This window comes from Tsukamurella sp. DT100, from assembly GCF_049844855.1.
Lineage (GTDB): Bacteria > Actinomycetota > Actinomycetes > Mycobacteriales > Mycobacteriaceae > Tsukamurella.
In genome coordinates, this window is sequence record NZ_JBNCLV010000016.1 from 1 (window position 1) to 21353 (window position 21353).

Annotated in this window: 20 protein-coding genes and 1 pseudogene; 16 read left to right on the forward strand and 5 right to left on the reverse strand. The window is 63.0% G+C overall.

The annotated features are described in order from the left end of the window. Nucleotides 1–504: pseudogene (locus tag ACLQ3K_RS25290) on the forward strand (transposase); the annotation flags it as partial. A gap of 1136 nt (nucleotides 505–1640) precedes the next feature. Here the strand turns inward: ACLQ3K_RS25290 and ACLQ3K_RS25295 are convergent. From ACLQ3K_RS25295 to ACLQ3K_RS25310, 4 genes are all read right to left on the reverse strand, one after another. Next, the gene (locus ACLQ3K_RS25295) at nucleotides 1641–2009 is read right to left on the reverse strand and encodes a nuclear transport factor 2 family protein (protein ID WP_326483045.1); all 369 of its coding nucleotides are present in this window, start codon (nucleotides 2007–2009) and stop codon (nucleotides 1641–1643) included. Between the two features lie 406 nt (nucleotides 2010–2415). Next, entirely contained in the window at nucleotides 2416–2724 is a 309-nt protein-coding gene (locus ACLQ3K_RS25300) for a hypothetical protein (RefSeq protein ID WP_426002155.1), read from the reverse strand. Between the two features lie 297 nt (nucleotides 2725–3021). Beyond that, entirely contained in the window at nucleotides 3022–3423 is a 402-nt protein-coding gene (locus tag ACLQ3K_RS25305) for a heme-binding protein (RefSeq protein WP_326483046.1), read from the reverse strand. Beyond that, nucleotides 3416–4192, reverse strand: coding sequence for an SDR family oxidoreductase (locus ACLQ3K_RS25310; protein ID WP_326483047.1), 777 nt, complete (start codon nucleotides 4190–4192; stop codon nucleotides 3416–3418). Before ACLQ3K_RS25310 ends, ACLQ3K_RS25305 begins: the two co-directional genes overlap by 8 nt. A gap of 104 nt (nucleotides 4193–4296) precedes the next feature. On the opposite strand from ACLQ3K_RS25310, the gene ACLQ3K_RS25315 reads away from it, so the two are divergent. Continuing rightward, nucleotides 4297–4854, forward strand: a complete 558-nt coding sequence (locus ACLQ3K_RS25315; RefSeq protein ID WP_426002156.1) for a TetR/AcrR family transcriptional regulator — start codon at nucleotides 4297–4299, stop codon at nucleotides 4852–4854. 343 nt (nucleotides 4855–5197) lie between these two features. On the opposite strand, the gene ACLQ3K_RS25320 is transcribed toward ACLQ3K_RS25315, so the two are convergent. After that, complete coding sequence (locus ACLQ3K_RS25320; protein WP_326483049.1) at nucleotides 5198–5722, reverse strand: SRPBCC family protein; 525 nt, start codon at nucleotides 5720–5722, stop codon at nucleotides 5198–5200. Between the two features lie 337 nt (nucleotides 5723–6059). On the opposite strand from ACLQ3K_RS25320, the gene ACLQ3K_RS25325 reads away from it, so the two are divergent. The 14 genes from ACLQ3K_RS25325 to ACLQ3K_RS25390 all read left to right on the forward strand — a co-directional run bounded on the left by ACLQ3K_RS25325 (nucleotide 6060) and on the right by ACLQ3K_RS25390 (nucleotide 21352). Then, on the forward strand, nucleotides 6060–7406 hold the full coding sequence (locus tag ACLQ3K_RS25325; RefSeq protein ID WP_326483050.1) for an AarF/ABC1/UbiB kinase family protein: 1347 nt from the start codon (nucleotides 6060–6062) through the stop codon (nucleotides 7404–7406). Between the two features lie 101 nt (nucleotides 7407–7507). Further along, nucleotides 7508–8521: an alpha/beta hydrolase gene (locus ACLQ3K_RS25330; protein WP_326483051.1), complete on the forward strand. Its 1014-nt coding sequence runs from the start codon at nucleotides 7508–7510 to the stop codon at nucleotides 8519–8521. Continuing rightward, the gene (locus tag ACLQ3K_RS25335; RefSeq protein WP_326483052.1) at nucleotides 8518–9351 is read left to right on the forward strand and encodes an ABC transporter permease; all 834 of its coding nucleotides are present in this window, start codon (nucleotides 8518–8520) and stop codon (nucleotides 9349–9351) included. The genes ACLQ3K_RS25330 and ACLQ3K_RS25335 overlap by 4 nt, the downstream gene beginning before the upstream one ends. Continuing rightward, on the forward strand, nucleotides 9351–10217 hold the full coding sequence (locus ACLQ3K_RS25340; RefSeq protein WP_326483053.1) for an ABC transporter permease: 867 nt from the start codon (nucleotides 9351–9353) through the stop codon (nucleotides 10215–10217). Before ACLQ3K_RS25335 ends, ACLQ3K_RS25340 begins: the two co-directional genes overlap by 1 nt. A gap of 3 nt (nucleotides 10218–10220) precedes the next feature. Next, nucleotides 10221–11267, forward strand: a complete 1047-nt coding sequence (locus ACLQ3K_RS25345) for an MlaD family protein (RefSeq protein WP_326483054.1) — start codon at nucleotides 10221–10223, stop codon at nucleotides 11265–11267. Further along, a complete protein-coding gene (locus ACLQ3K_RS25350; RefSeq protein WP_326483055.1) occupies nucleotides 11264–12274 on the forward strand; it encodes an MCE family protein in 1011 nt (336 codons plus the stop codon). Before ACLQ3K_RS25345 ends, ACLQ3K_RS25350 begins: the two co-directional genes overlap by 4 nt. After that, entirely contained in the window at nucleotides 12271–13308 is a 1038-nt protein-coding gene (locus ACLQ3K_RS25355) for an MlaD family protein (RefSeq protein WP_326483056.1), read from the forward strand. The genes ACLQ3K_RS25350 and ACLQ3K_RS25355 overlap by 4 nt, the downstream gene beginning before the upstream one ends. A gap of 1 nt (nucleotide 13309) precedes the next feature. Further along, nucleotides 13310–14431: an MlaD family protein gene (locus ACLQ3K_RS25360; RefSeq protein ID WP_326483057.1), complete on the forward strand. Its 1122-nt coding sequence runs from the start codon at nucleotides 13310–13312 to the stop codon at nucleotides 14429–14431. Nucleotides 14432–14475: 44 nt separating this feature from the next. Beyond that, nucleotides 14476–15441: an MlaD family protein gene (locus tag ACLQ3K_RS25365; protein WP_426002157.1), complete on the forward strand. Its 966-nt coding sequence runs from the start codon at nucleotides 14476–14478 to the stop codon at nucleotides 15439–15441. Between the two features lie 43 nt (nucleotides 15442–15484). Continuing rightward, nucleotides 15485–16390 carry an MlaD family protein gene (locus tag ACLQ3K_RS25370; RefSeq protein ID WP_326483059.1) on the forward strand — a complete coding sequence of 302 codons (906 nt, stop codon included), beginning with the start codon at nucleotides 15485–15487 and terminating at the stop codon, nucleotides 16388–16390. Between the two features lie 34 nt (nucleotides 16391–16424). After that, nucleotides 16425–17216 (forward strand): hypothetical protein, encoded by a 792-nt coding sequence (locus ACLQ3K_RS25375; RefSeq protein ID WP_326483060.1) that lies wholly within the window; start codon nucleotides 16425–16427, stop codon nucleotides 17214–17216. 85 nt (nucleotides 17217–17301) lie between these two features. Next, the gene (locus ACLQ3K_RS25380; protein WP_326483061.1) at nucleotides 17302–18885 is read left to right on the forward strand and encodes an NAD(P)/FAD-dependent oxidoreductase; all 1584 of its coding nucleotides are present in this window, start codon (nucleotides 17302–17304) and stop codon (nucleotides 18883–18885) included. Continuing rightward, complete coding sequence (locus tag ACLQ3K_RS25385) at nucleotides 18882–19751, forward strand: SDR family NAD(P)-dependent oxidoreductase (RefSeq protein ID WP_326483062.1); 870 nt, start codon at nucleotides 18882–18884, stop codon at nucleotides 19749–19751. Before ACLQ3K_RS25380 ends, ACLQ3K_RS25385 begins: the two co-directional genes overlap by 4 nt. Further along, complete coding sequence (locus ACLQ3K_RS25390) at nucleotides 19748–21352, forward strand: NAD(P)/FAD-dependent oxidoreductase (protein ID WP_326483063.1); 1605 nt, start codon at nucleotides 19748–19750, stop codon at nucleotides 21350–21352. Before ACLQ3K_RS25385 ends, ACLQ3K_RS25390 begins: the two co-directional genes overlap by 4 nt. The last annotated feature ends 1 nt before the right edge of the window (nucleotide 21353 follow it).

Sequence of the window (21353 nt, forward strand, 5' to 3'; positions counted from 1 at the left end):
GCTTCACCTACGTCGCGTTCGTCGTGGACCTGCTTCTCGCAGCGGATCGTCGGCTGGAACATCTCCACCCGCCGCGATGTCGAGCTCGTCGATGTCCCCGTCCGGATGGCCCTGTGGCAGCGCGACCGGGCCGGGCACCCCATCGAAAAGAACCAGCTCATCGCGCACTCCGATGCCGGATCGCAGTACACGTCGATCAGGTTCACCGAGCACCTGCACCTTCAAGGGATCCGCCCCTCGATCGGCTCCGTCGGCGATGCCTACGACAACGCCCTGATGGAGACCGTCAACGGCATCTACAAAACCGAATGCGTCCGCACCGACGTCTTTCACCAGCGTCCCTACAAGACCAGTAAGGACGTTGAATTCGCCACTGCTGCATGGTTTCACTGGTACAACACCCGACGGCTGCACGGCAGCCTCGGAATGCTCACCCCGGACGAATACGAAACCGCCCACTACGCTGACCAGCAAGACGTGTGTGAGCTACCCGCCCACACGTAAACCACCGGCAGGAAAGCCGGGACGGTTCATGTAGAGGGCATTGCAGATCAGGATGGAGGGCGCGTCCTAATTGGGAATGTTCATTGGACGGTGGCTGGCAGTACCCACTTGCCGAGTTCAGAGTGGATACTGCACCTGCGTGGGCCAGCCACCTGGCCGAAGGCTGTGAAGTGCGACGCCACGGCAGAGTTCATCGTGAGCGAGGAGGGAGACTGACGGCTAGCTTGCCGCGGAGAGTGGGTGCGGAATGGTTGCGTAGCGACTCTCGGCGGGACTGGAGCGCTCGGCGGGCGAGCTTCGCCAATTGAGGGTCGCGCTGAGCGGCCTACATGCTCACTCGCAAGCATCGATCCATACAGGCGAATATACCCTTCGATGCAAAATATGGCCCGGTGGGTGGCTGCGTACGTCGAGATCGGCGACGCCCTCAGAGCGTAGGTCCGCACACACGGGGCCAGCGAGGCCGCCCGCGGGGCGAACGGTGCCTCGAACAGACTCATTTCGTCGGCCATCACATTTCCCTTCCACTCTGAACCTCTCGCCCATGAGGAGCGCGAGTACCTGCGGACCGCTCGGTGGCTCAACTCTCGGCGTGCCCGCGGAGGGGTCGCCCTCCTCATGGATCGCGGCTACGGGAGGCAAGCACACGTCAGGCACATTGGTCAGCCTGCTGTCGACGTAGTTCACTCGCGCTGTCGGCGCCGATACTGAACGGCTGACACCGCGGCCACTGCCCACCCAATCGGTGCCACATCGATGATCCATCCCGGTCATTTACGGCGCATTGATGCGGGCCATATCTACGGCGCCGAAAGCGGCCCCTGCCAACATCATTACGTCTGCCCCGACTAACGTGCGAGTCGCAATCGTCCCGACCCGAGAGGCCGCAAGTCGAACCTGCAGCGCACCTGCCACCACGACCACGCCTGCTGCGACGGCGACCGCGATCAACGCCAGCCGTGTGGCAAGGCGCCTGGATCGCCGACTAAACGAAACTCGAACAGAGAAGCGAATGCCACACCCGGCATAGTGAACGCCAGTACAACTTTCACGGTATTCGTACCCTTCAGGGGCGTGGCATGGACGAATGCTTCACTAACGATGCTGGCGCACCGGCGCGGTCTATTGAACCATGATCAAGGGTTATTTGCGAACCACATCGATGGGGTCTTCCACGCCTTACGGATCTTCACTTTGGTGAGCTTTCCGTCCCGCTGCTGGAGCGTAAAGGAGTTGAGCCCGTTGATGTGGCCGCTGCGATACACGCCGGTCACGGTGATGACACCATTCTTCCTGTTCTTCACCCTCTGGGGGGTAAATATGCCTCCCGCGCCGATGAGCTCTTTGTCGCTCCAGGACCTGATGGAATCGCGGCCGGTATACGTGCGCCCCCAGTCGTCGACAATTCCGTCGGGTGTGAATGCGTCCAGGAAGGCGGATGAATCTTGACGGTTGATCGCATCGAAGAATCTGTTCGCGTAGTCTGGAAGTGTGGATTGAGCCAATAAATTCTCCTAAGTAGTCAGTAGCTGCGCGCCCAGTGCGCGGGCATCCATTGTCGCGATAGCTTTAACATTGCGCTGTCGGCTTCGCCCACCCTGAGCCTTATGTGAGGAAGGGCCTACATCAACGGTGCATACCGTGGGAAGAACGTTGATGATCATTTTGATGGTTCGCCCCAGGGGCTCGAGCCATAGGAGCAAGAGAGCGAGGTCGCCTGCCATCGCTGCGACCAAGAAGGCCACGAAAGATACCGCCGCTCTTCGTATTCCGGTGTACTCTTGGCGGCATCCGATGGCCAGAAATGTGCAGGTCACCGCGATATCTAGAATGCTAATACTAGGCGTCCGCACGCGATTGCCCTCCAGAATTGTGCGAGAGTAGTCCGCGCGGTTCGCGGATGACTATAGATTACGAATCGTCATCAGCGCATTTTTTCTTAATTCCAACGCCGAGGTAAATCGTCGGACGCTCGCGGTGTGGTGGTTGCTGCTTAAGTCGCCGGCTGATGGTTTGTCCGTTGTTGGTTGCTGCGGCGGTGGGTGAGGACCCGCTAGCTCCGGTAGGGTCGATGCTGCGCCAGTATTTAATGGCGGCGCGGCCTGGGAGACTCGATCCGAGTGGTCGACGAAACTGGAGCGGGAAGAATGCGGTCTCGTCGCCGGCATTGACCGCGTTAATGAAGGCGTCGATAGGTGCAGGGATCTTAACGGCGGCCATCTGTCTCCTAGTATGCGTGGCTGCTGGGCGTGTGGGTCCCCAGTTGCTGCCAAGGTTTCGCTCTGGCTCGCCAAACTGCTGCCTCGCTCGTGTGTATGGAGATCGGCAGCCGCCCCCGCCCATACTTCGCTGCAGTGTGCACTACGGCGCCTCGGTTCAGTAGAGTGACGCCGCTCTTTGTCAAGAGCTATGAGGTTGCATCCTTTGTGCAGGTTCGGCTCGACGAGTTTGCTCCGGCAGCGGTTGCTGCAAACGGGGGCAGTGTGCCGCTGCGCGCGAGCACACTGCCCCCTCGGATCAAGCCGCGATGGCGGCGCGAGCGAGAGCCGCGTCTTGTTCGGGCGTGCCCCCGGACGCGCCGAGACCACCGATGAGTGCACCGTCGTCGTCGAACAGCGGCACACCACCCCCCATCAGGAGTAAGCCGGGGGAGTGGATATGGTCGAAATGCGTTGCCGGAGCGCCGATTTCCACCGGCGCGGCGAGCGCCTCCGTCGGCGCTTGGAACATCACCGAGGTTCGGGCCTTCGCCTGCGCCAGCTCGTTCGAGGCCAGCCAGGCACCGTCCATCCGAACGAAGGCGACGAGATTGGCGCCCTTGTCCATGACGGCGAAGACCGCATTCAGTCCCTCCGTGCGTGCTGCGGACACCCCTTCGGCAATTAGGCGATTCGCGTGGTCGAGAGTGATATCAGGCATTCTGCGTCCACTCCGTGTCCTGCCACTCCTTGGCGGCGTCGATCGTCGTGAGCGGCCGCATGGTTCGGTATAGGTGCTCGTCGGCCGGGATGATCTCCACCATCGCGTCGATCATCTCCTGCGGGTCGGCCTGGTTCTCGAGGCTGTCGCCGAAGTCGGGCATCGGTACGACGGCCGTATCGGGGTCATACCATTGCACGTAGCTCTCGGCCCCGGTGTCGTTGAACCCGGTGCCGAAGACGCCGGGGTTCACGGTCGCGACCTGGACGCCGTGCGGCGCGAGCTCGGCCTTCATCGAGCCGGCGATGGCCTCGATGGCGTGCTTGGTCGCGCAGTAGGCGCCGAGGAAGGGCACGACGAGGATGCCTCCCATTGACGAGGTCCACACCACCTTGCCGGACTTGCGGGCGACCATCTTCGGAACGATCGCCTGTACCAGAGCCAAGTGGCCTATGACGTTGATCTCGAACGATTCGCGGACTCGCTCGAGCGGGATATCGACCACCGATCCGGCCTCCATCACGCCGGCGTTGAGCACCAGCACGTCCGGGTCGAACTTTGCGGCATGCCCGATGTCGATGTCGTCGAGCAGATTGAGCTTGATCACCTCAAGCTCGACGCCCGCCTCCGCGGCGTCCGCACGGAGCCCGCGTACCTGGGGCCAGGTCTCCGCCGTCGCGACCACCGTGTGGCCGGCGCGGGCGAGCTCGATCGCGCTGCCACGGCCGAAACCGGAGCTAGCACCGGTGATCAGGATCTTCTTCGACATTAGTTGTCCCTTCAGTGATGTGGGGTGTTTACCCAGCTTGTCTGAAAGCGGCCGCAATGTCAATAACTGGTTAGTTATGATGTTCGGCAGGCTATACTGGACGGATGCCGCCTGACGCCTCGGATACGAAGCGGCGCATTCTCACCGCGGCGCGGAGTGAGTTCGCGCAATCCGGGTTTGCCGGTGCCCGAATCGATCGCATCGCGGAACAGGCTAGGGCGAACAAGCGCTCGATCTATGTTCATTTCGGCCCCAAAGAACAGCTGTTTGACATCGTTGTGGCCGGCGTGCTCTCCGAGATGGCTGAAGCCGTGCACTTCACCCCCGATGACCTCCCAGGCTACGCGGCCCAGCTCCACGACTACCTCGCGCACGCCCCCGATACGATGCGGCTCATGAGCTGGGCGAACCTCGAACGGCCTATTTCTACCACCGACGAGGTTGCCACCTATCGCGCGAAGATCGATGCCCTCGGCCACAGGTTCGGGGGCCGCGAGCCGGAAGTCCTGGCTCTCATTCTTGGCTTGGTAACATCCGCGTTCCACTCGTCGCCAGCATTATGGGCCGCAGCGCAGGTCGCCCCACGCCCGCCTCGATCCACGACGACACGCCTGCTCAGAGACAGCGTCAGCGCAGTGTTGGCTGCTGCCTTGGAGGCCTAGAGCTAGACCTGGTGCGTCACTGTCGCTCCTGATGCGTCAACACGAAGTTGCCCGGGGGCAATCCGACCGCCGCTGACGAGTGTGGGCCGCTGCTTACCTGACGGGGGTGAGCGGTAGGGCTCCTCTGATGTGTGGGGGGTGACATGGCCTCCATTCAGTCCTGCGACAACGATCTATCCCACTCCGAGGCTTCGTGGTCGGGCGAGCCGCTTGCCGATGGGACGTTGCTACCTAAGCGTTTGACTCGACACCTCCGGTAATCGTCAGTAGCAAAGCTTCACATTGCAGGAAAGATGTCAGTGAGCCCTGCCGCTGCGGGATGCGAGCGTCGGACCCAGTTGGGTCAGGCCGATCGAAGCCGGTATTTCAACACTGTTTTCATCGCAGGCCGGGCGAACACGCCGGTCCATCGCAACGGCAGGAATCCCACCCATTTCGGAGTGGCGGCAACCGTCCATCGAACCATAGTCTGCGTTCCCTCGGCGTGGATGGTGAACCGCTGGGCGAAGGAAGAAATGATGAGCGGGATGGAGATTCCAGTCCCGATCGTGGTGAGCTCGTCGCTGGGACGTCGGTCCACGATGCGCTCTTCGAAGCTTACCATCTTGAGTCGAGTCGCCCGGATATCAGACGGTGCCGCGGAATCGATCACGCTCCAGATTGCGTCGGGTGTGCCCCGCACCGCGACCTGCGCCGTCGCCGTCCAAGTGGCGTCCTTCGCGAGGAACCGTGAGACGTCGCCGGGCGGAAGGTGGAGGGGGGAGCGGCGCGGTCCGTTCGGCCCCGACGCCAGTCCGATGAGGATCGCCGCGCCGATTGCAGCGGCAACGATGACGGCTGCACCGGCAGCGATGAAGAGTGGATTCACTGTGCGTACTCCTGTTGAGGTCTGGATCAGAGGTTGTGACTGGTTGCGCCACCCAACCCCAGTCAACATTATGCGACTGAGGTGTCAGTCTACGATAGTGCTGCCACGCAGTACTCCGATTCTCGGGATCCGCACAGGGTGTTGGACAGGGGCGGCGTCTGGGCCTCGGGGGTTCGATGGAACTTCGAGGTGGACTCGCATTTCCGGAAACAGCCTGAACTGACACTTGATTCGCTACGCTTGATGGCGTGAAGCGGTATGTCAAACATGCAGGGATCCGGGTGAGGTTTTGAAGGCCGGTTCGGGCTCAGGACCTATCGACCAGGCAGGCTGGTCGGTGAGCAGAGTTCGCCGCGGCGCCCAACTGGGGACGGTCGCGGTCAAGCATGCGGTGCGGACCGCGACCGTCGCGGCATCGGCGACCTTTCGCGACGAGGCTGTCGACCGGGCGGTGCGGGACAAAGCGATTCTCGATCTCGCGGACGATCTCGTGGTGGTGCTGGGCGGAATGCGGGGCGCGGCGATGAAGCTGGGGCAGCTGCTGGCCGTGGTCGATATCGGTTTGGCGAGTTCGGAGGCGCACGAACAGTTCGCGGCGCGTCTTCAGCCGCTCTTCGCCGCGGCGCCGAGATGGAATGACGTCGCCATGATGGAGCTCCTTGCGGCCGAGCTGGGATCGCGACGATCGCAGCTCGCCAGCATCGAGGGGCCGATCGCTGCCGCTTCGATCGGGCAGGTGTATAAGGGTACCCTCACGGACGGCACTCTTGTCGCGGTGAAGATCCAATATCCGCGGATCGACCGAATGGTGAAGGCGGACTTGAAGAACCTGCGACTTCTAGTGAAGGTGCTCGGCAAACATATCCCGACCGCGAACGCCAAGGAGCTGGTCGATGAGGTGGCAGATCAAGTCGCCGGCGAGCTGGACTTCGATGCCGAACTCCGCAATCTGACGTACTTCGCCGATCGATTCCGAGGACACCCGGCGATCAGGATCCCTCGGCCGATCGAAGAACTGTGCACTCAACGTGTGCTGGTGATGGAATTCCTTGAGGGGCAGCCGCTGAGCGCTGCCGGAGGCTGGTCGGCGGGTGTACGAAATCGGGTGGGAGAAGCGGTCTACCGATTCTACTGCGGCGAAATGTACGAGGTGGGCAAGTTCTGTGCCGATCCGCATCCCGGCAACGTCATGTTGCTGGACGATGGACGTGTCGGCTTCATCGACTTCGGGATGTGTGTTCAGCTGACCGCGGAAGAGCACGGATTCGAGCGGGCTCTGTTCGGAGCGATTCTGGACGAGGACTGGCCGGCCGCGCACAGGATCGCCGTGGAGTTCGGGTTCATCCGCCGCCCGGATGTCATGACGCCACATGACTTCGCGGAATACGCCCGGGAGGTCGTCGGGTGGCACTTCGTGGATGGCGACGTTGAGATTACACCGGACCGAGCTCGCAGATCGGCAACAGGAGCGTTTATGCCAGAGGGCGGATTCCGCGATCGTCTGGCGGGGCAGATGATGCACGAGGCGCATGCGTTGGGGCGTCGGAACGAACTGTCCACGTGCGCCTTGCTTGGCCAGCTTCGGGCGACCGCTCCGTGGTCGAGGATCGCACGGGAGACGCTCGGCCTCGGAGCGCCCAGCACTGAGATGGGACTTGCGATCGCCGACTGGCGGGCACTTTAGGTCTGTGGGCACAACGGCCAGTTCGGTGATCTCTGCGAATTACGAGACTGAGGCATCAGTCTGATATATACTGATCGGGTGCGATGCGAGGAGGGTCACGTATGAGTCCCCACAATGGTGGCAATCACAACCGAGGGTTGTCTGGTGTCACGACGGTGTACCCGACTGCCGGCTACCGAGCGCGCTTCGGTGCGCTGCTAGCGCGTCTGTTCGCCCGGCCTGTGATCGACGTATGGGCGCATCACCCGAGCCTGCCCTGGCCGTATCGGGTCGTCGACATGGCCGCAGTCTTCCTTCCTGCGGTACGGGGTGTGGAACGCACGCGAGTTCGGCTCCGCCACTGCGAGGCCGAATACTCTAGGCCCGTAGGAGCGGAACCTGGTGGGGCGATCCTCTATCTGCACGGCGGCGCCTGGGTCGTGGGCGGCTTGCGTTCACATCGCCGACTCGTTTCACGGCTGGTTCGCGATACTGGGCTGCCTGCCCTTGCGGTGAACTATCGCAAGCTGCCGGGCGTCCCCGTGACCGAGGCGCTCGAAGACTGCCTCGACGGCTATCGTCGGCTGTTGGACGGGGGGATTCCCGGGGACCTCATCGCGGTGGTGGGAGATTCCGCCGGCGGACACCTCGCGCTGCAGGTGGCCCTGCAGGGACGACGCCGCGGATTGGGTTCGCCGGGTGCGGTGGCCTGCATCTCGCCCTTGGTTGATATTGATCCGACTACCAAACTCGCTGGAATCAACGCGGGTCGCGATCCGCTGTTTCCGCCCCGGGCCTTCGAAGCGATCAGGAAGCTCTCCGTCGCAGCTGAGAGAGATCCGGTTGCCGCAGAGGCGATCCTGCGCCTACCGGTGGCAGCGCCCGATGCTGATATTGCGGCGCTGCCTCCCACGTTGATCCAAGTCGGCGGGGGTGAGATGTTGCAGCCCGACGCTGAGGGAATGGTGGAGCGGATCGTGGCCGCCGGGGGAGCCGCGCATCTCCAAGTCTTCCCCGGGCAAGTCCATGTCTTCCAGATCGCAGCCGACGTGCTCCCCGAAGCGCGAGTCGCCGTCGCCGCTTTGGTGGACCACATTCGGACGAACCTTGTCGAGACCGCAAGGCGGGCAGCATGATCGCAACGATCGACCATGCGGCAGGCCGTGTCAGGGGCTACCTCACGCGAACCGTCGTCGATTCGATGGCGACGTTCGGCCGGGCGATTCAAATGGCCGTCGGGGCGCTGTTCTACATGGCGACCGACATCGTGAGGGGACGGTTCTCCTGGCGAGAGTGCATCCGGCAGGCTTGGTTCATCATCACCGTGACAGCCACGCCGACGGTTCTCGTGGCGATCCCGTTCGGCGTGATTGTCGCGGCCCAGGTGGGCAGCCTCACGCAGCAGGTCGGCGCGACCAGCATCTCGGGCGCCGCAGGAGGGCTCGGCGTCATTCAGCAGGGTGCGCCTATAGTCTCCGCGCTGCTGCTCGGGGGAGCGGCAGGTGCAGCAGTCGCCGCAGACCTGGGGGCGCGGACCATACGTGAGGAGATCGACGCGCTCAGGACGATGGGAATCGACCCGATCCGACGGCTCGTTGCGCCCCGGGTCCTGGCCATGGTGGGCGTGGCGCCGCTGATCTGCTTTCTCGCGATCATCATGGGCGTCACCACGGGGTACTTCATCTCGATCCTCTTCATGGATGTGACGCCGGGGTCCTATCTCTCCTCGTTCTCCTCGTTCTCGTCCCTGACCGACATCGTCATCGCCGTCGGGAAGTCGATCGTCTTCGGATTCACCGTCGCGATCGTCGCGTGTCAGCGTGGTTTGGAGACCAAGTTCGGTGCGAAGGCTGTCGCCGATTCCGTAAACGCCGCCGTTGTCATCGGAGTGATCGCCGCGTTCGGATTGAATCTCGCGCTCACCCAGTTAACCACCATGTTCTTCCCGGCTCGGACGATCGTCTGATGGCCGCCCCCTACGCGCCGTTCGGGCTCGGTAAGGCATGGCGCACTGCGGCGGCGGTCGGCTCCAAGCCCGTCACCGCGGCAGCGATGGTCGGGCACCAGGCCAGGTTCATTGCTTTGAGTCTGCGGGCGATTCCGTTCGTGCTCGTGACCTACCCCAAGCACGTGCTTGCGCACATCTCGTCGGTCGTGTTCGGTAACGGGGCGATCGTGGTCGGCGGCGGGATGCTCGGAGTCCTAGCGTTCATGGGGCTCGCCATGGGCGGCACCATTGCCATCCAGGGCTTCTCCCTGCTCGACATGGTGAACATGGGGCCGCTCACTGGAGTGATCTCGGCTTACGCGACCACCAGGGAACTTGGTCCGTTGATCGCCGCGATCGGATTCGCGGCGCAGGTCGGATGCCGGATCACCGCGGAGATCGGCGCGATGCGGATGGCTGAGGAGCTTGACGCCCTTGAGGGATTCGCGATACGGCCGATTCCTTTCGTGGTCACGACGAGAATCATTGCGGGAGTCGTCGCGATCCTTCCGCTCTATCTGCTGACGTTGGTGGTCGCGTACCTCACCTGTGAGGTGATGGTCTCGGTCGTGAACGGCCAGTCGAGCGGCACCTATTCGCACTATTTCTCGTCGTTCATCGGCATTTCAGACATCGTCTTCTCGTTGATCAAGGCCATGGTGTTCGCGATTGCGGTGGTCTTGATCCATAGTTACCAGGGTTTCTATGCGACCGGCGGGCCTGAAGGTGTGGGTGTGGCCGCCGGCCGCGCGATCCGAGCGAGCCTGGTTGCAGTCGTATCACTTGACATGCTGATGACGCTGTTGTTCTGGGGCTTCGATTCTGGCATGAGGATCACGGGGTAGATCATGGCGCTCTACAAAGACCCATCGGGGCGAGAGCCGTCCGTGGGAGTGTTGGCCCGAACAGGTGTGATCGTCCTCATCGTGACGGTTCTCCTTGGTTCCCTTTTGACCTTCTGGACGAAAGGCGGGTTCAGAGAGACGTTCACGGTGACTTTGATGTCCGATCGAGTTGGCGACGGGCTCAAGGCCGGAACCGACGTTCGTTTCCGCACGCTGCGCATCGGCAAGGTCGAGAGCGTCACGGTTACGAACGCCGGGAAGCAGCGAGTTGTTCTGACGATCGATCCTGCGCAGGCACCCGCACTCACCACCGACGTCGTGCCGATCTACACTGCGGCGAGCATCTTCACCGCGACCGACATCGAGTTCGTCCCCGGTCCGCAGCGGGGGCAGAAGCTCCGTGACAACCAGGTTCTCAACGTGCGCACCGACACGGCGCTCGGCACGTTGACGAACGTGCTCAACCGGGCAGGCAAGTTGACCAGCATCCTCGGGGATCCTGCCGTGTTCGAATCCATGCAACGCCTTTCCAATGACTCGGATCCGTACGTCAGGCTGCTCCGCGAGCTGCTGCCGCTTGCGTCGGATCTCACCCGCGATCAGAAGGTTTCGATGCCCGATCTGCTGGCGCATATGGCGGACATGGTCAACGGTCTGCGTCCCATTGTGGTTCCAGTGCTGGACACCGTCGATTTCGCTATCGCGAAGTCGGCGTTCATGGATGATCCGAAGATGTTCAGGGCCGCCAACGATGCGATCAGCGACCTGTCCAAGAAATTGGTGCTCGGGATTGGTGGCGTCCTGAGTAGGCACGAGAAGTCGTTGACCAGTCTGATTGCCCTGCTTCTGGATGTCGCAACGCCGACCGTCGTATCGCTCGGCAGTATCCCGAATGCCTACAACCGCCTCGGGACACTTCTGGCGGGTACATCGGATGCCTTCACCACTGGGCAGGACGGCAGAGTCCGGCTGAACGTCGAGCTGATCCTCGCGAATGCCCCGCAGGTCGCGGGGCCTGCGCTGATCCAGAAGGTAGGGGGGGCGCGATGACACGCTTTCGAACGGCGATCATCAGTGTCGTGGTGTTCACGCTGGTGATCTGCGGGGCGCTGTACGTGGTGGCGCGCACAATGGTTGCTCCGGTGGGGGGAAAGCAGGACACGTACACAGCTGTCTTCAACGACGCCTCGGGCTTGTATGCGGGCAGTTCTGTGCGCCTGGCAGGCGTCGCGGTGGGCAAGGTCGAATCCGTCGCTGTCGACGGAACACTCGCCAGTGTGCGATTCACAGTGCAGAAAGACCATGCCCCCGACGACAACTCGGAGTTCGCGGTGCGGTACCAGAATCTCGTCGGCCAGCGCTACCTCGAGGTCATCCGCAAAGAAGGTGCGCACGGGCGCCAGAAGCCGGGGCAACTCATCACGACTGCACGCACCGTATCGGCTTTCGACATCAGCGAGTTGTTCAGCAGTGTTGCCCCATTGATCGGGGACCTCGACCCGGCGGAACTGAACAAGTTCGCCGAGAACGTCGGGCTGGTTCTCCAGGGGGACGGCGCGGGGATGGCACCTGCACTACAGTCGATTTCGAAGATCGCCAGCTTCGCGAAGAACCGAGACGAGTTGATCGTGCTCATGGTGGAGAACCTGAACCGCGTGTCTCAGCAGATCGGCGGCAGGTCCGAACGGGTGGCGATGCTGGTATCCAACCTCAACGACGCGATTCTGCGGCTCACGACCAGGATGACCGCGGTCCAGGAATCGCTGGACTACGCCGACGGCGTGCTTCCGCAGTTCGTGGACGTTCTTCAAACGCTGGTCGGTGCTCTCGACAACAACCGCCCGGCTCTCGAGGCGATGGCGAAGCGGCTCGTGCCGGCCACGCCGGAGATCATCGAGGCAATCAAGTCGATCCCGGGTCTGCTGGAGAAGTTGAACGAGCAACTCCCCGCTGCGCCGGATAAGAAGCCCGAACTCGTCTGTTCCAACGGCCGGATCGACCTCTCGGACACCGTGCAGGTCCTAGTAGGGGGACGAAAGGTGGTGGTGTGCAAATGAACTGCGACGAGTTGATGGAGAGAGGTCGGGACTTCCTCGGCGCCGGGCGCCTGCGGCCCGCCCAGGAGCATCGACGGGACGAGATCGTACTGGGGATCGGCGCAGCGATCATCGTCGCGATCGTCACCGCGGTACTGGGGTTCGTCTACCTGCAGCCTCCGGGGTACTCGTCTTACCGAGCGGAGCTCAGCAACTCCTCGGGAGTACGCGCCGGAGATCAGGTCCGCGTAGCCGGGATAACCGTGGGTAAAGTCGACGATGTTCGACTTGCCGGCGACCACGTTGCAATGAAATTCAGTGTCCGGCGGGACATCCGCATGGGCGATGCCAGCTCGATCGCGGTCAAGATGCTGACTCCCGTGGGCGGCCGTTACCTCATGGTGGCATCCAAAGGCGGTAAGCTCCTGGGAAGCTCGGTGATCCCCAAGGAGCGCGTGACGGGTACCTACGACCTCAGTTCGATCATCGAGACCGCCACCCCCAAGGTCGAGAAGCTCGACGGCGCCAAACTGCGCTCCGTGGTGGTCTCGGCGCGGAAGACGCTGACCGGCGACACCGGCGCGATCGAGACGATTCTGGAGTCGGCGGCGAAGCTGTCTGATGAACTCGGCCAACGCGCGGAACAACTGCAGGGCGCGATGAAGGTCTCAGACGAGTACCTGGCGGCCACGACAAAGGATCGTAACGTGCTGATGGCGCTGATCAAGAGCTTGGGTGACCTGGGCGTCGGGCTAGGGCCGCGGTACGACCAGGTGCGACGAGTCTTCAGCGACCTCGGAAAGTTCTTCATCCTGATCAATCGAATCACGACGTTCTACGAGGTCGGATTCGAGAAGTTCGTCATTGAAGGGTCGAAGATCCTGGCGCGGCTGCAGCCCCAGGTCGATGCCATCGGCGCGACCCTCCGGAACGTCGACGGGGTGTTGGAACGGCTGCGGACGTCGCTCACGGTGGACGGGGTGACCGTCGATCAATCCGGACAGCGCGTGCAGGGCGCGCGCGTGTGCGTCCCTAATGCCGCGAAGAGGTGCTGAGATGGTCTTCAAGAAGGTCTCGAATCGCGGCTGGATACTTCGGGCCTCTGCCTTGGTGCTCGTCCTGCTCGTGGCAGCGGGAGTCGGCGCCGGCTGGTACCTCGAGCGCAATGGGGTCCTCGGTGACCGTCGTGAGGTGTGCGCAGACTTCACCGATGCGGTGGGCGTCTACACCGGCAACACGGTGAGCATGATGGGCATTCCTGTGGGGAATATCAAGGAGATCACGCCGCGGAACGGCGGCGTGCGCATGGTTTTGAACGTCGACAAGAAGGTACAGCTCAGCGCGGATGTCGGAGCAGTCGTCATCGACAGCTCGATTGTGACGGATCGGAGGATCGAGTTCACGTCTGCGTACACGTCCGGTCCGACCCTGTCGACCGGGGCATGTATTCCGGTGAACCGGACCAGGACCCCCCGAGGGATCAGCGAGACCTTCACTTCGACCAGCAATCTATTGGGGGACCTTCTCGGATCGGACCTCGTGTCCAGTCAGTCGGGTTCGAAGCCCACGAACGAGGTCGGAGAGCTCGTCGCCGCCGCCGATGCCGCAGTGTCGAAGCGCGGCCAACAGATCAACGACATGATGCGTAGCTTCGTCCATCTCCAAGGTGATGCGCCGGAGACTGACGCCGTGCTGCGCCGCCTCGTGGAGAACTCCGAGACCATGACGACGACGGCGAATGAGCGGTGGCCAGAGGTGAGCACCTTGGTCCAAACGGTCAATGACGCCATCCTTGCCTTCACCTACTTCTCGGAGGAATTCAGCAAGGACCTCGTGACGGCGATCTCGTTCCTCCCACCGTTGGCGCGAATGGCCGGCCAAGTTGGCGATCGCCTGATCGTGATTCTCAAGTTCCTCGGTCCGTGGGTGCAAACATTGGCCCCGCACGCCACGAGTCTCGCCGATATCATCGCGAAGCTCCCAGGGTTGAGTACGGCGACCGACCAGATCTTCGACAAGAAGACCGGCGCCATCCGCGTGATGTGGAAGCCGCCGTCGTTCGACCTTCGCGGCGCGGACGTGGCCGGCGTCTGCCGGGCGCTTGACAAGCCCGCCGGATGCATCGTCGATTCGTCGAATGTCGGACTGGTCCAGTTGATGTTGGGACGTGCACGATGACGGCCGTAATGCGGCGTTTCCTCGCGATGGCGCTAGCGGCGATCATGATCACCGTCACCGGGTGCTCCGTATCGATGGAATCGATACCGGTCCCGGACGGAGTCACTGGCGACACCTATGAGGTCAACATCGAGTTCAGCAATGTGCTAAACATTCCCGGAGGCGCGAAGGTCCTCTCTAACGGCTCCCAGGTGGGGCGGCTTGAGCGGGTCAAGCTGGACAATCGGTCCGCGACCGCGACGGTGGCGATCCTAAAGACCGTGCAGTTGCCGGTGTCGACTCGTGCCGAGCTTCGGCAAACGACTCTCCTGGGCGACCTGTACATCGCGTTGTCGGAGGCGGGGAACCGCAATGGCACAATGCTCGCCGACGGTTCCACTATCCCGATGTCCCAGACATCCCCGCCCGACAACGTAGAGACCGTTTTCATCAGCATGGGGCAGCTCATCAACGGTGGTGCTATCACCAAGTTGCAGCAGACTATGCGCGAGACCAACGCGGCGCTGCCGAAGGATCCGCAGGAACTGACGAGGATCGTGTCGAACGCCACCAAGCAGATCGTCGATCTGGGCCGGTCCACCGCTGTCATGAACGGACTGCTCAGTGACGGCGCCGCCATTCTCCAGGATCTGACCGACCGGATCAAGGTGATCGATCGCGGACTCACGCAGGGCCCGGAGCGCTTCAAAAAGCTCCAGGAGCTGTTCCTGGTGATCGTCGAGCTGATTTCCGATCTACGGTTCCTGACCAAGCCGGGCGGGGCACTCCTGACTCCGCCGACGTACCGCGATCTTAAAGCTGTAGTGTCTGCATTGGATCCGATGGTCGCCACGCTCGCCGAGATCGATCGATCGGTGGTTTCCAATGGGGATCTGATCAGCAAGCTCATCGCGAAGAAGATCGCCCCGTTCCTGAGCGGACCGGCGGAAGTGAACGTGGTGAAGGTGGGCGAGAAGAACGGCAAGGCCGTGGCACTGGCAGACTTCCTGCGTGCGATCGGGATGGTGTAGTTACATGCATAAGGGAATTCTGTCGATCGCCACTCTTGTGGTCGTGGCACTACTGTCCGGCGGATACGTGTTGACTTCGGTCCTGCATCTTGATCTGTCGCGGGATACGTACACGGTGGAGCTCGAGATGAACAAGTCCGCGGGGCTCATGGATACGTCGGTGGTCACGCTGTACGGGCTGCAGATCGGGAAGGTTAGATCGATCACGGCGCACACCGACAGGCTCAGTGTCGAGGTCGAACTCGATTCCGCGCAACGTGTCCCACTATCGACCGGAGTGTCCGTACGGAATCTTTCCGCGGCCGGCGAACAATATGTGGACTTCCGTCCCGAGACGTCGGCGGGACCCTACTTGAGCGCGGGATCACGTATCCCAGCGAGCCAGGTCACCGATATCGCGACGGCGGGCGACGTGACAGCCAAGATCGATCGCCTCGGCGAAATGATCGACCCGGCGGCGGTTCGACGGCTCGCCGACCTGATGGTTCAGATAGCCCAGGATCGCACGACTCTGGACAATACCAAGGTGATCGCCGGACTCATGGCGGACACCGTTCGCGACAAATCGAAGAACATCAGCGGCGTATACCGGCAGGGACAGCTGCTCGATGAACGGTTGACGGCCGCCGGGGCCGCCGAGAAGATTCGGACGACGGCGCCGATCGTGGACCGCCTCGCGCCGGCGCTGGGAGGGCTGATCGAGCAGCTGGGGCGACTCGCCGGGCTCGCGGTCGAGATCGATCCCTTCACGGTGGTGACGCCCCTGCTAAACACCCTGTATGCCGAGCTGGACCGTATGCTGCCGGGAATCGGCGCGTTGTCCGCGACGTTGACGCCGGCGACGGCACAACTGCGCGGTATCCGGGTCAATGTGGGGGCGTTCACCGACATGTGGGCCCGCGCGTTCCCGGTGGGTGGTCCTGCACGGGTCGAACTGAGCGTCAAATGACGCCGAGGCTGTTGCCGATGATGAGGAGTGAGAGATGACCGAGAAGGCTGATCAGGCGTCAACAGAAGAGACCGCCGCGTCGTCTGAGGTCGAGTCGAGCGAAGGCACGACGGAGGTCGCCACCGCGTCCGAGTCCAGCGCAGCCGTCGACTCGGATTCCGAGCGCGGGGGTGCGGACGAGGTGGTTGACTCCACGCCCACCTCGGAGGAGACCGGGCACAAGCCGGTCGCGGCGTCGCCGCGTGGCAGGCTGGGCTCGAATCGAGTGAAGGCGTTGTCGGTAGGCCTGGTAGTGGCGATTGCGGCCGGAGGAGGTGCCTGGCTGATTTCCGATGCACGAGCCCAGCGCGACGCCGCCGTCGCGAAGAATCGGTCGGCTCTGGAGGATCTCGCCAGTGCTCGGAAGGCCGCGGAGGCGTATACCACGAAGGCGATTACGATCGATTTCAATCGGGCCCCGGACTATGTGAAGGAACTCGCGGTCGGGACGACGAAGACCTTCGGAGACACGTTCGCGACAGGTCCGAACGGCGCCGGCCAGTTGATCATCGAACTGCAGCAGCAGCTGCGGATGGAGGCGACCGGGAGTGTTGCGTACACGCTTTTCGACGGTGACCTCGGCAACCCGCCGTCGGCGGGGCAGCCTTGGTCGATGGTCGTGATCGCCAATCAGACGAGCGCGACGGCGCAGCAGCCTGAGCGTGCGACACAGGTCATGGTGCTGAAGGTGACGGTGGTGCAGCTGGATGGCGAGTGGAAGATCGCCAACTTCGGGCCAGATCCGAAGTCCATGGGCGCCTCGGTCGCGATCCCCGGCGTGAAGTAGCGAGCTCGGCCTTGGCGCGAGCGGAGACTATTGACATTAAAGCGAATGACGTGTCAGTATGAATAAAAGCCTTGAGGAGGTATCGATGGCAGAGCAGCCGCAACACAGGATTGCCATCATCGGCGCGGGTCCCGGTGGGATCTGCGCTGGAGCGCAGTTGGTACGGCGCGGGATCCGCGACTTCGTGATCCTGGACAGGGAGTCGGAATTCGGTGGCAGTTGGCGCGACAACCACTATCCGGGACTCGGCGTCGATGTGCCCGGGTTCACGTATCAGTACTCGTTCGCGCGCAATCCCACGTGGACGCGGATGTTCCCGAAGGGGCGTGAGGTGTATGAGTACCACCGCAGCGTGGCCAGGCAGTTCGGGCTCTACGACCATGCGCGCTGGGGAGTCTCGGTCGTCAAGGAGCAGTGGGACGATGCGGTCGGCTTCTGGCGCCTGACCACCTCCGACGGTGATGAGATCACGAGCCAGTTCGTGATCTCCGCGATCGGCGCATACATCACCGCCAAGGATGATCCTGGGATCCCGGGCTACCGGGACTTCGCCGGGAAGATCCTGCGCCCCAACGCGTGGGACCATGACTACGACCTGGCCGATAAGCGTGTGGCCATTGTTGGCACGGGCGCCAGTTCGGTGCAGATCACCCCGTCGATCGCTCCGGAGGTGACATCGCTCTCGGTGTTCCAGCGAACGCCGGTCTGGGCGTTCCCGAAGCCGGACTTCCCCGTGCCCAAACCGGTTCGGGCGGCGATCGCTTCTCCGGGGCTGGGGGCGTTGCTCGGACTGATCGCGAACATCGTCGTCGAGATCGGTCTGCGGATCGTGTATCAGACGCCGCGACCGCTGTTCCGTTCCATTGCACCGAAGTTCGACTCCGCCGCTCGAGCCGGCTACCGAGGCTACCTACGCGCCGTCGTACGCGATCCGGCCACACGCGACGGGCTGATGCCCGGATACGGTCCGCTCGGAAAACGCCCGACGCTGTCCAACTCTTTCCTGCAGGCGTTCAACCGCGACAACGTCGAACTGGTCACCGACCCCATCGCTCGGATCGTCCCGGAGGGCGTCGAGACGAAGAGCGGCCGGCTGTTTGAGGTGGACGCGATCGTCCTGGCCACCGGCTACCACCTCTTCTCCGACCCGGAGAGTTACGTGCAGGGAACCGTGATCGGTCGCGACGGATTCGATCTCGGCGTCTTCTACAACACCGAGCGGCTGCAGGCCTACCAGTCGGTGTCCGTGCCGGGGCTGCCCAATCGCTGGATGCTGGTAGGTCCGTACTCGTGGATCGGCACCGGCTGGCACGAGCTGGTAGAGATCTCGTCCGGGCACGCGATCAACGTGATCGAGGCCGCGATGAACCGCGGCGCCGGCTCCGTCGAGGTCACCCGGATGGCGCATGACAAGTACCACTCGATGATTCGCCGCAACGACGAGAACATCGACTACTACTTCAACACCGTTAACGCAGGCCTGCGCACCTACTACGTGAACTCGGCCGGCGACATGCCATATATCCGTCCGACCAGCTTGTTCGAAGCGCGCAAGGACAGCTCGGACGTCGACCTGGGCGCATATCGATTCAGGTCTCATGACACCGCGCCCGAGGCGGTATCGCCCGCGGCGAAGGGGACCACCGACAACGACAGGGCTACGGCATGAAGTTCACCGAATTCCCGACCCGGGGCGCAGTGGCGCTCGTGACCGGAGGGGCCCGTGGTATCGGGCTGTCGATCGCGCAGCGGCTGGTCAAACTCGGCGCGGTCGTCGTCGTCGCGGATCTCGATGGGGAGGTGGCTCGGAACGCCGCGGCGACGCTGGGCCGGGGCGCGCGGGGCAAGCAGCTCGACGTCGGCGATGCGGTGGCCTACGAGGAGCTCGTCGATGAGATCGAGGCTGAGCTCGGTCCGGTGGACGTCGTGGTCAACAACGCCGGGATTATGCCGGTGGGGCCGCTCCTGACGGAGGAGTTCGGCGTGGCTGCGGCCACGATGCGCGTGAACTTTTGGGCGCACTACTACTCCTTCCAGATTCTCGCCCCCCGTATGATCGCGCGCCGGCGCGGGCACTTCATCAACATCACGTCCGCTGCGGGCGCGATCCATTCGCCGGGCCTGTCCACCTACGTGGCGAGCAAGCACGCCGCGACCGGTTTCGCGCGCAGCGCCCGCGAGGAACTCGTGGGGACGGGTGTCACTCTCAGCACCGTGATGCCTTCGGCCGTCCGGACCCAGCTCGTGGATGGAATTCCATTCAAGTGGTGGGAACGCCTGGGCGTCATCCCTCCGGGAATCGTCGCCCGACGGGCCGTTGGGACCCTGAAACGGCGCCCGGCTGTCGTCGGTGCGCCGGCCGGCACCGTCGCACTGCTGCGGCTCTATCACGTCGTTCCGGAGTCGATCTGGTTGTTCGGACGCAGTGTGACCGGAGCCAACCGGACGCTGGAACCGTACGACACCACGGCGCGTGGCGAATACGACTCGCGCATCACCCGGCAGGCCGACCTGGCTGCGAAGGAGCTGTCATGACTTCCGCGCGTAAGCGTCGTGCGGCGGCCGCCGCGTCCGCGGGGTCCGGTCCGGATCATCTAGTGGCGATCATCGGAGCAGGGTTCGGCGGCCTCGGGGTGGGGATCGGCCTGATCAAGAAGGGAATCGACGACTTCGTGATCCTCGAGCGCGCTGACGGAGTCGGAGGGACTTGGCTGGCGAACTCCTATCCCGACGTCGCAGTGGATGTTCCCGGAATCATCTACCAGTTCTCGTTCGAGAAGAACCCGGACTGGTCGCGCACCTTCCCGAAGGGCGCGGAGGTGCGTGCTTACATCGAGCGCCTGGTCGACAAGTACGACCTAAATGATCACCTCCGGTTCGGTCACGATGTGGTGGCACGCGAATGGGACGAGCAGAACCAGTGGTGGCGGCTGTCCATCGCTGGCGGTGCCACGATGACCGCGAAGTACGTCGTGACCGCGCTCGGGGCGTTCGTCGAGCCGCGCACTCCCGACATTGAGGGAATCGACTCGTTCCAGGGCAAGGTTATTCAGACCCAGCGATGGGACCACGAGTACGACTTCGCGGGCAAGCGCGCAGCGGTTATCGGCACCGGCGCCACCTCTGTGCAATTGGTGCCGCAGCTGGCGCGGATGGCGGGGCACCTGGATGTCTACCAGCGGCGCGCGATCTGGGTGTTCGCCAAACCGGACTTCCCGATCCCCCGGGTGGTGCGATCCGCGTTCCGGATCGTCCCGGCGCTGCAGACGCTGATTCGTGGAATCGTCGCCGCTGTGGTCGAGGTGGGCCTGGTAGGCGTCACCGTCTACGGCAAACAGGTGGCGCCCCTGACGCTGGTGCCTAACTGGGCCTGTCGGGCCTTCCTGTTCACGCAGGTCCGCGATCGCGATCTCCGAAGGCGATTGACGCCCACCTACGGCTTCGGATGCAAGCGACCTAGCGTGTCGAACGTGTACTACAAGACGTATACGCGCGAAGACGTGGAGTTGGTGACGGACCCCATCGCCCGGATCACGCCGAACGGCATCGAAACGCGGGACGGGGAGCACCGCCCGATCGACGTGCTGGTGCTGGCCACGGGCTTCGAGATGTCGCAGTCGCCCGAGCCCTATCGTCGCCGGCCGGTGCGCGGCCGCAACGGCTTCGACCTCGCGGACTTCTACGAGAACAACCGCGCGAAGGCGTACGAGGGCGTGTGCATGCCACAACTGCCCAACCACTTCATGGTGTTCGGTCCGTTCTCCTGGAGCGGCAGTAGCTGGCACGTGATGGTAGAGAATGCGATCCGCATCGTCACCAGAGTCATCGGTGAAGCAGAAGGCAAGGGTGCCACGTCGGTGGCCGTCTCCAACCGGGCGAACGACGAGTTCTTCGAGTTCATCTCCGACCTCGGGAAGGACACGCTTATGCACGGAAAAGCTTGTGTGAACGCGAACTCCTACTACATCGACAAGCACGGTGATTTCGGTTTCCTTCGCCCCACCACGGCGTATCAGTCGACGAAGGCGAGCAAGACCTTCCCGCTGACGGATTTCGAGTTCGACTATGGACCGCGTGCGGCGGGAAATACTCAGGAGGAAATGGCTTCGGAAGCCGTGGAAGTGAGGGACCTATGAG

What these genes read in the sequence shown, in the direction of transcription:
- ACLQ3K_RS25300 (WP_426002155.1), bottom strand. Translation starts at nt 2,724, where the DNA reads ATGGCCGCCGTTAAGATCCCTGCACCTATCGACGCCTTCATTAACGCG.
- ACLQ3K_RS25305 (WP_326483046.1), bottom strand. Translation starts at nt 3,423, where the DNA reads ATGCCTGATATCACTCTCGACCACGCGAATCGCCTAATTGCCGAAGGG.
- ACLQ3K_RS25310 (WP_326483047.1), bottom strand. Translation starts at nt 4,192, where the DNA reads ATGTCGAAGAAGATCCTGATCACCGGTGCTAGCTCCGGTTTCGGCCGT.
- ACLQ3K_RS25315 (WP_426002156.1), top strand. Translation starts at nt 4,297, where the DNA reads ATGCCGCCTGACGCCTCGGATACGAAGCGGCGCATTCTCACCGCGGCG.
- ACLQ3K_RS25330 (WP_326483051.1), top strand. Translation starts at nt 7,508, where the DNA reads ATGAGTCCCCACAATGGTGGCAATCACAACCGAGGGTTGTCTGGTGTC.
- ACLQ3K_RS25335 (WP_326483052.1), top strand. Translation starts at nt 8,518, where the DNA reads ATGATCGCAACGATCGACCATGCGGCAGGCCGTGTCAGGGGCTACCTC.
- ACLQ3K_RS25340 (WP_326483053.1), top strand. Translation starts at nt 9,351, where the DNA reads ATGGCCGCCCCCTACGCGCCGTTCGGGCTCGGTAAGGCATGGCGCACT.
- ACLQ3K_RS25345 (WP_326483054.1), top strand. Translation starts at nt 10,221, where the DNA reads ATGGCGCTCTACAAAGACCCATCGGGGCGAGAGCCGTCCGTGGGAGTG.
- ACLQ3K_RS25350 (WP_326483055.1), top strand. Translation starts at nt 11,264, where the DNA reads ATGACACGCTTTCGAACGGCGATCATCAGTGTCGTGGTGTTCACGCTG.
- ACLQ3K_RS25355 (WP_326483056.1), top strand. Translation starts at nt 12,271, where the DNA reads ATGAACTGCGACGAGTTGATGGAGAGAGGTCGGGACTTCCTCGGCGCC.
- ACLQ3K_RS25360 (WP_326483057.1), top strand. Translation starts at nt 13,310, where the DNA reads ATGGTCTTCAAGAAGGTCTCGAATCGCGGCTGGATACTTCGGGCCTCT.
- ACLQ3K_RS25365 (WP_426002157.1), top strand. Translation starts at nt 14,476, where the DNA reads ATGATCACCGTCACCGGGTGCTCCGTATCGATGGAATCGATACCGGTC.
- ACLQ3K_RS25375 (WP_326483060.1), top strand. Translation starts at nt 16,425, where the DNA reads ATGACCGAGAAGGCTGATCAGGCGTCAACAGAAGAGACCGCCGCGTCG.
- ACLQ3K_RS25380 (WP_326483061.1), top strand. Translation starts at nt 17,302, where the DNA reads ATGGCAGAGCAGCCGCAACACAGGATTGCCATCATCGGCGCGGGTCCC.
- ACLQ3K_RS25385 (WP_326483062.1), top strand. Translation starts at nt 18,882, where the DNA reads ATGAAGTTCACCGAATTCCCGACCCGGGGCGCAGTGGCGCTCGTGACC.
- ACLQ3K_RS25390 (WP_326483063.1), top strand. Translation starts at nt 19,748, where the DNA reads ATGACTTCCGCGCGTAAGCGTCGTGCGGCGGCCGCCGCGTCCGCGGGG.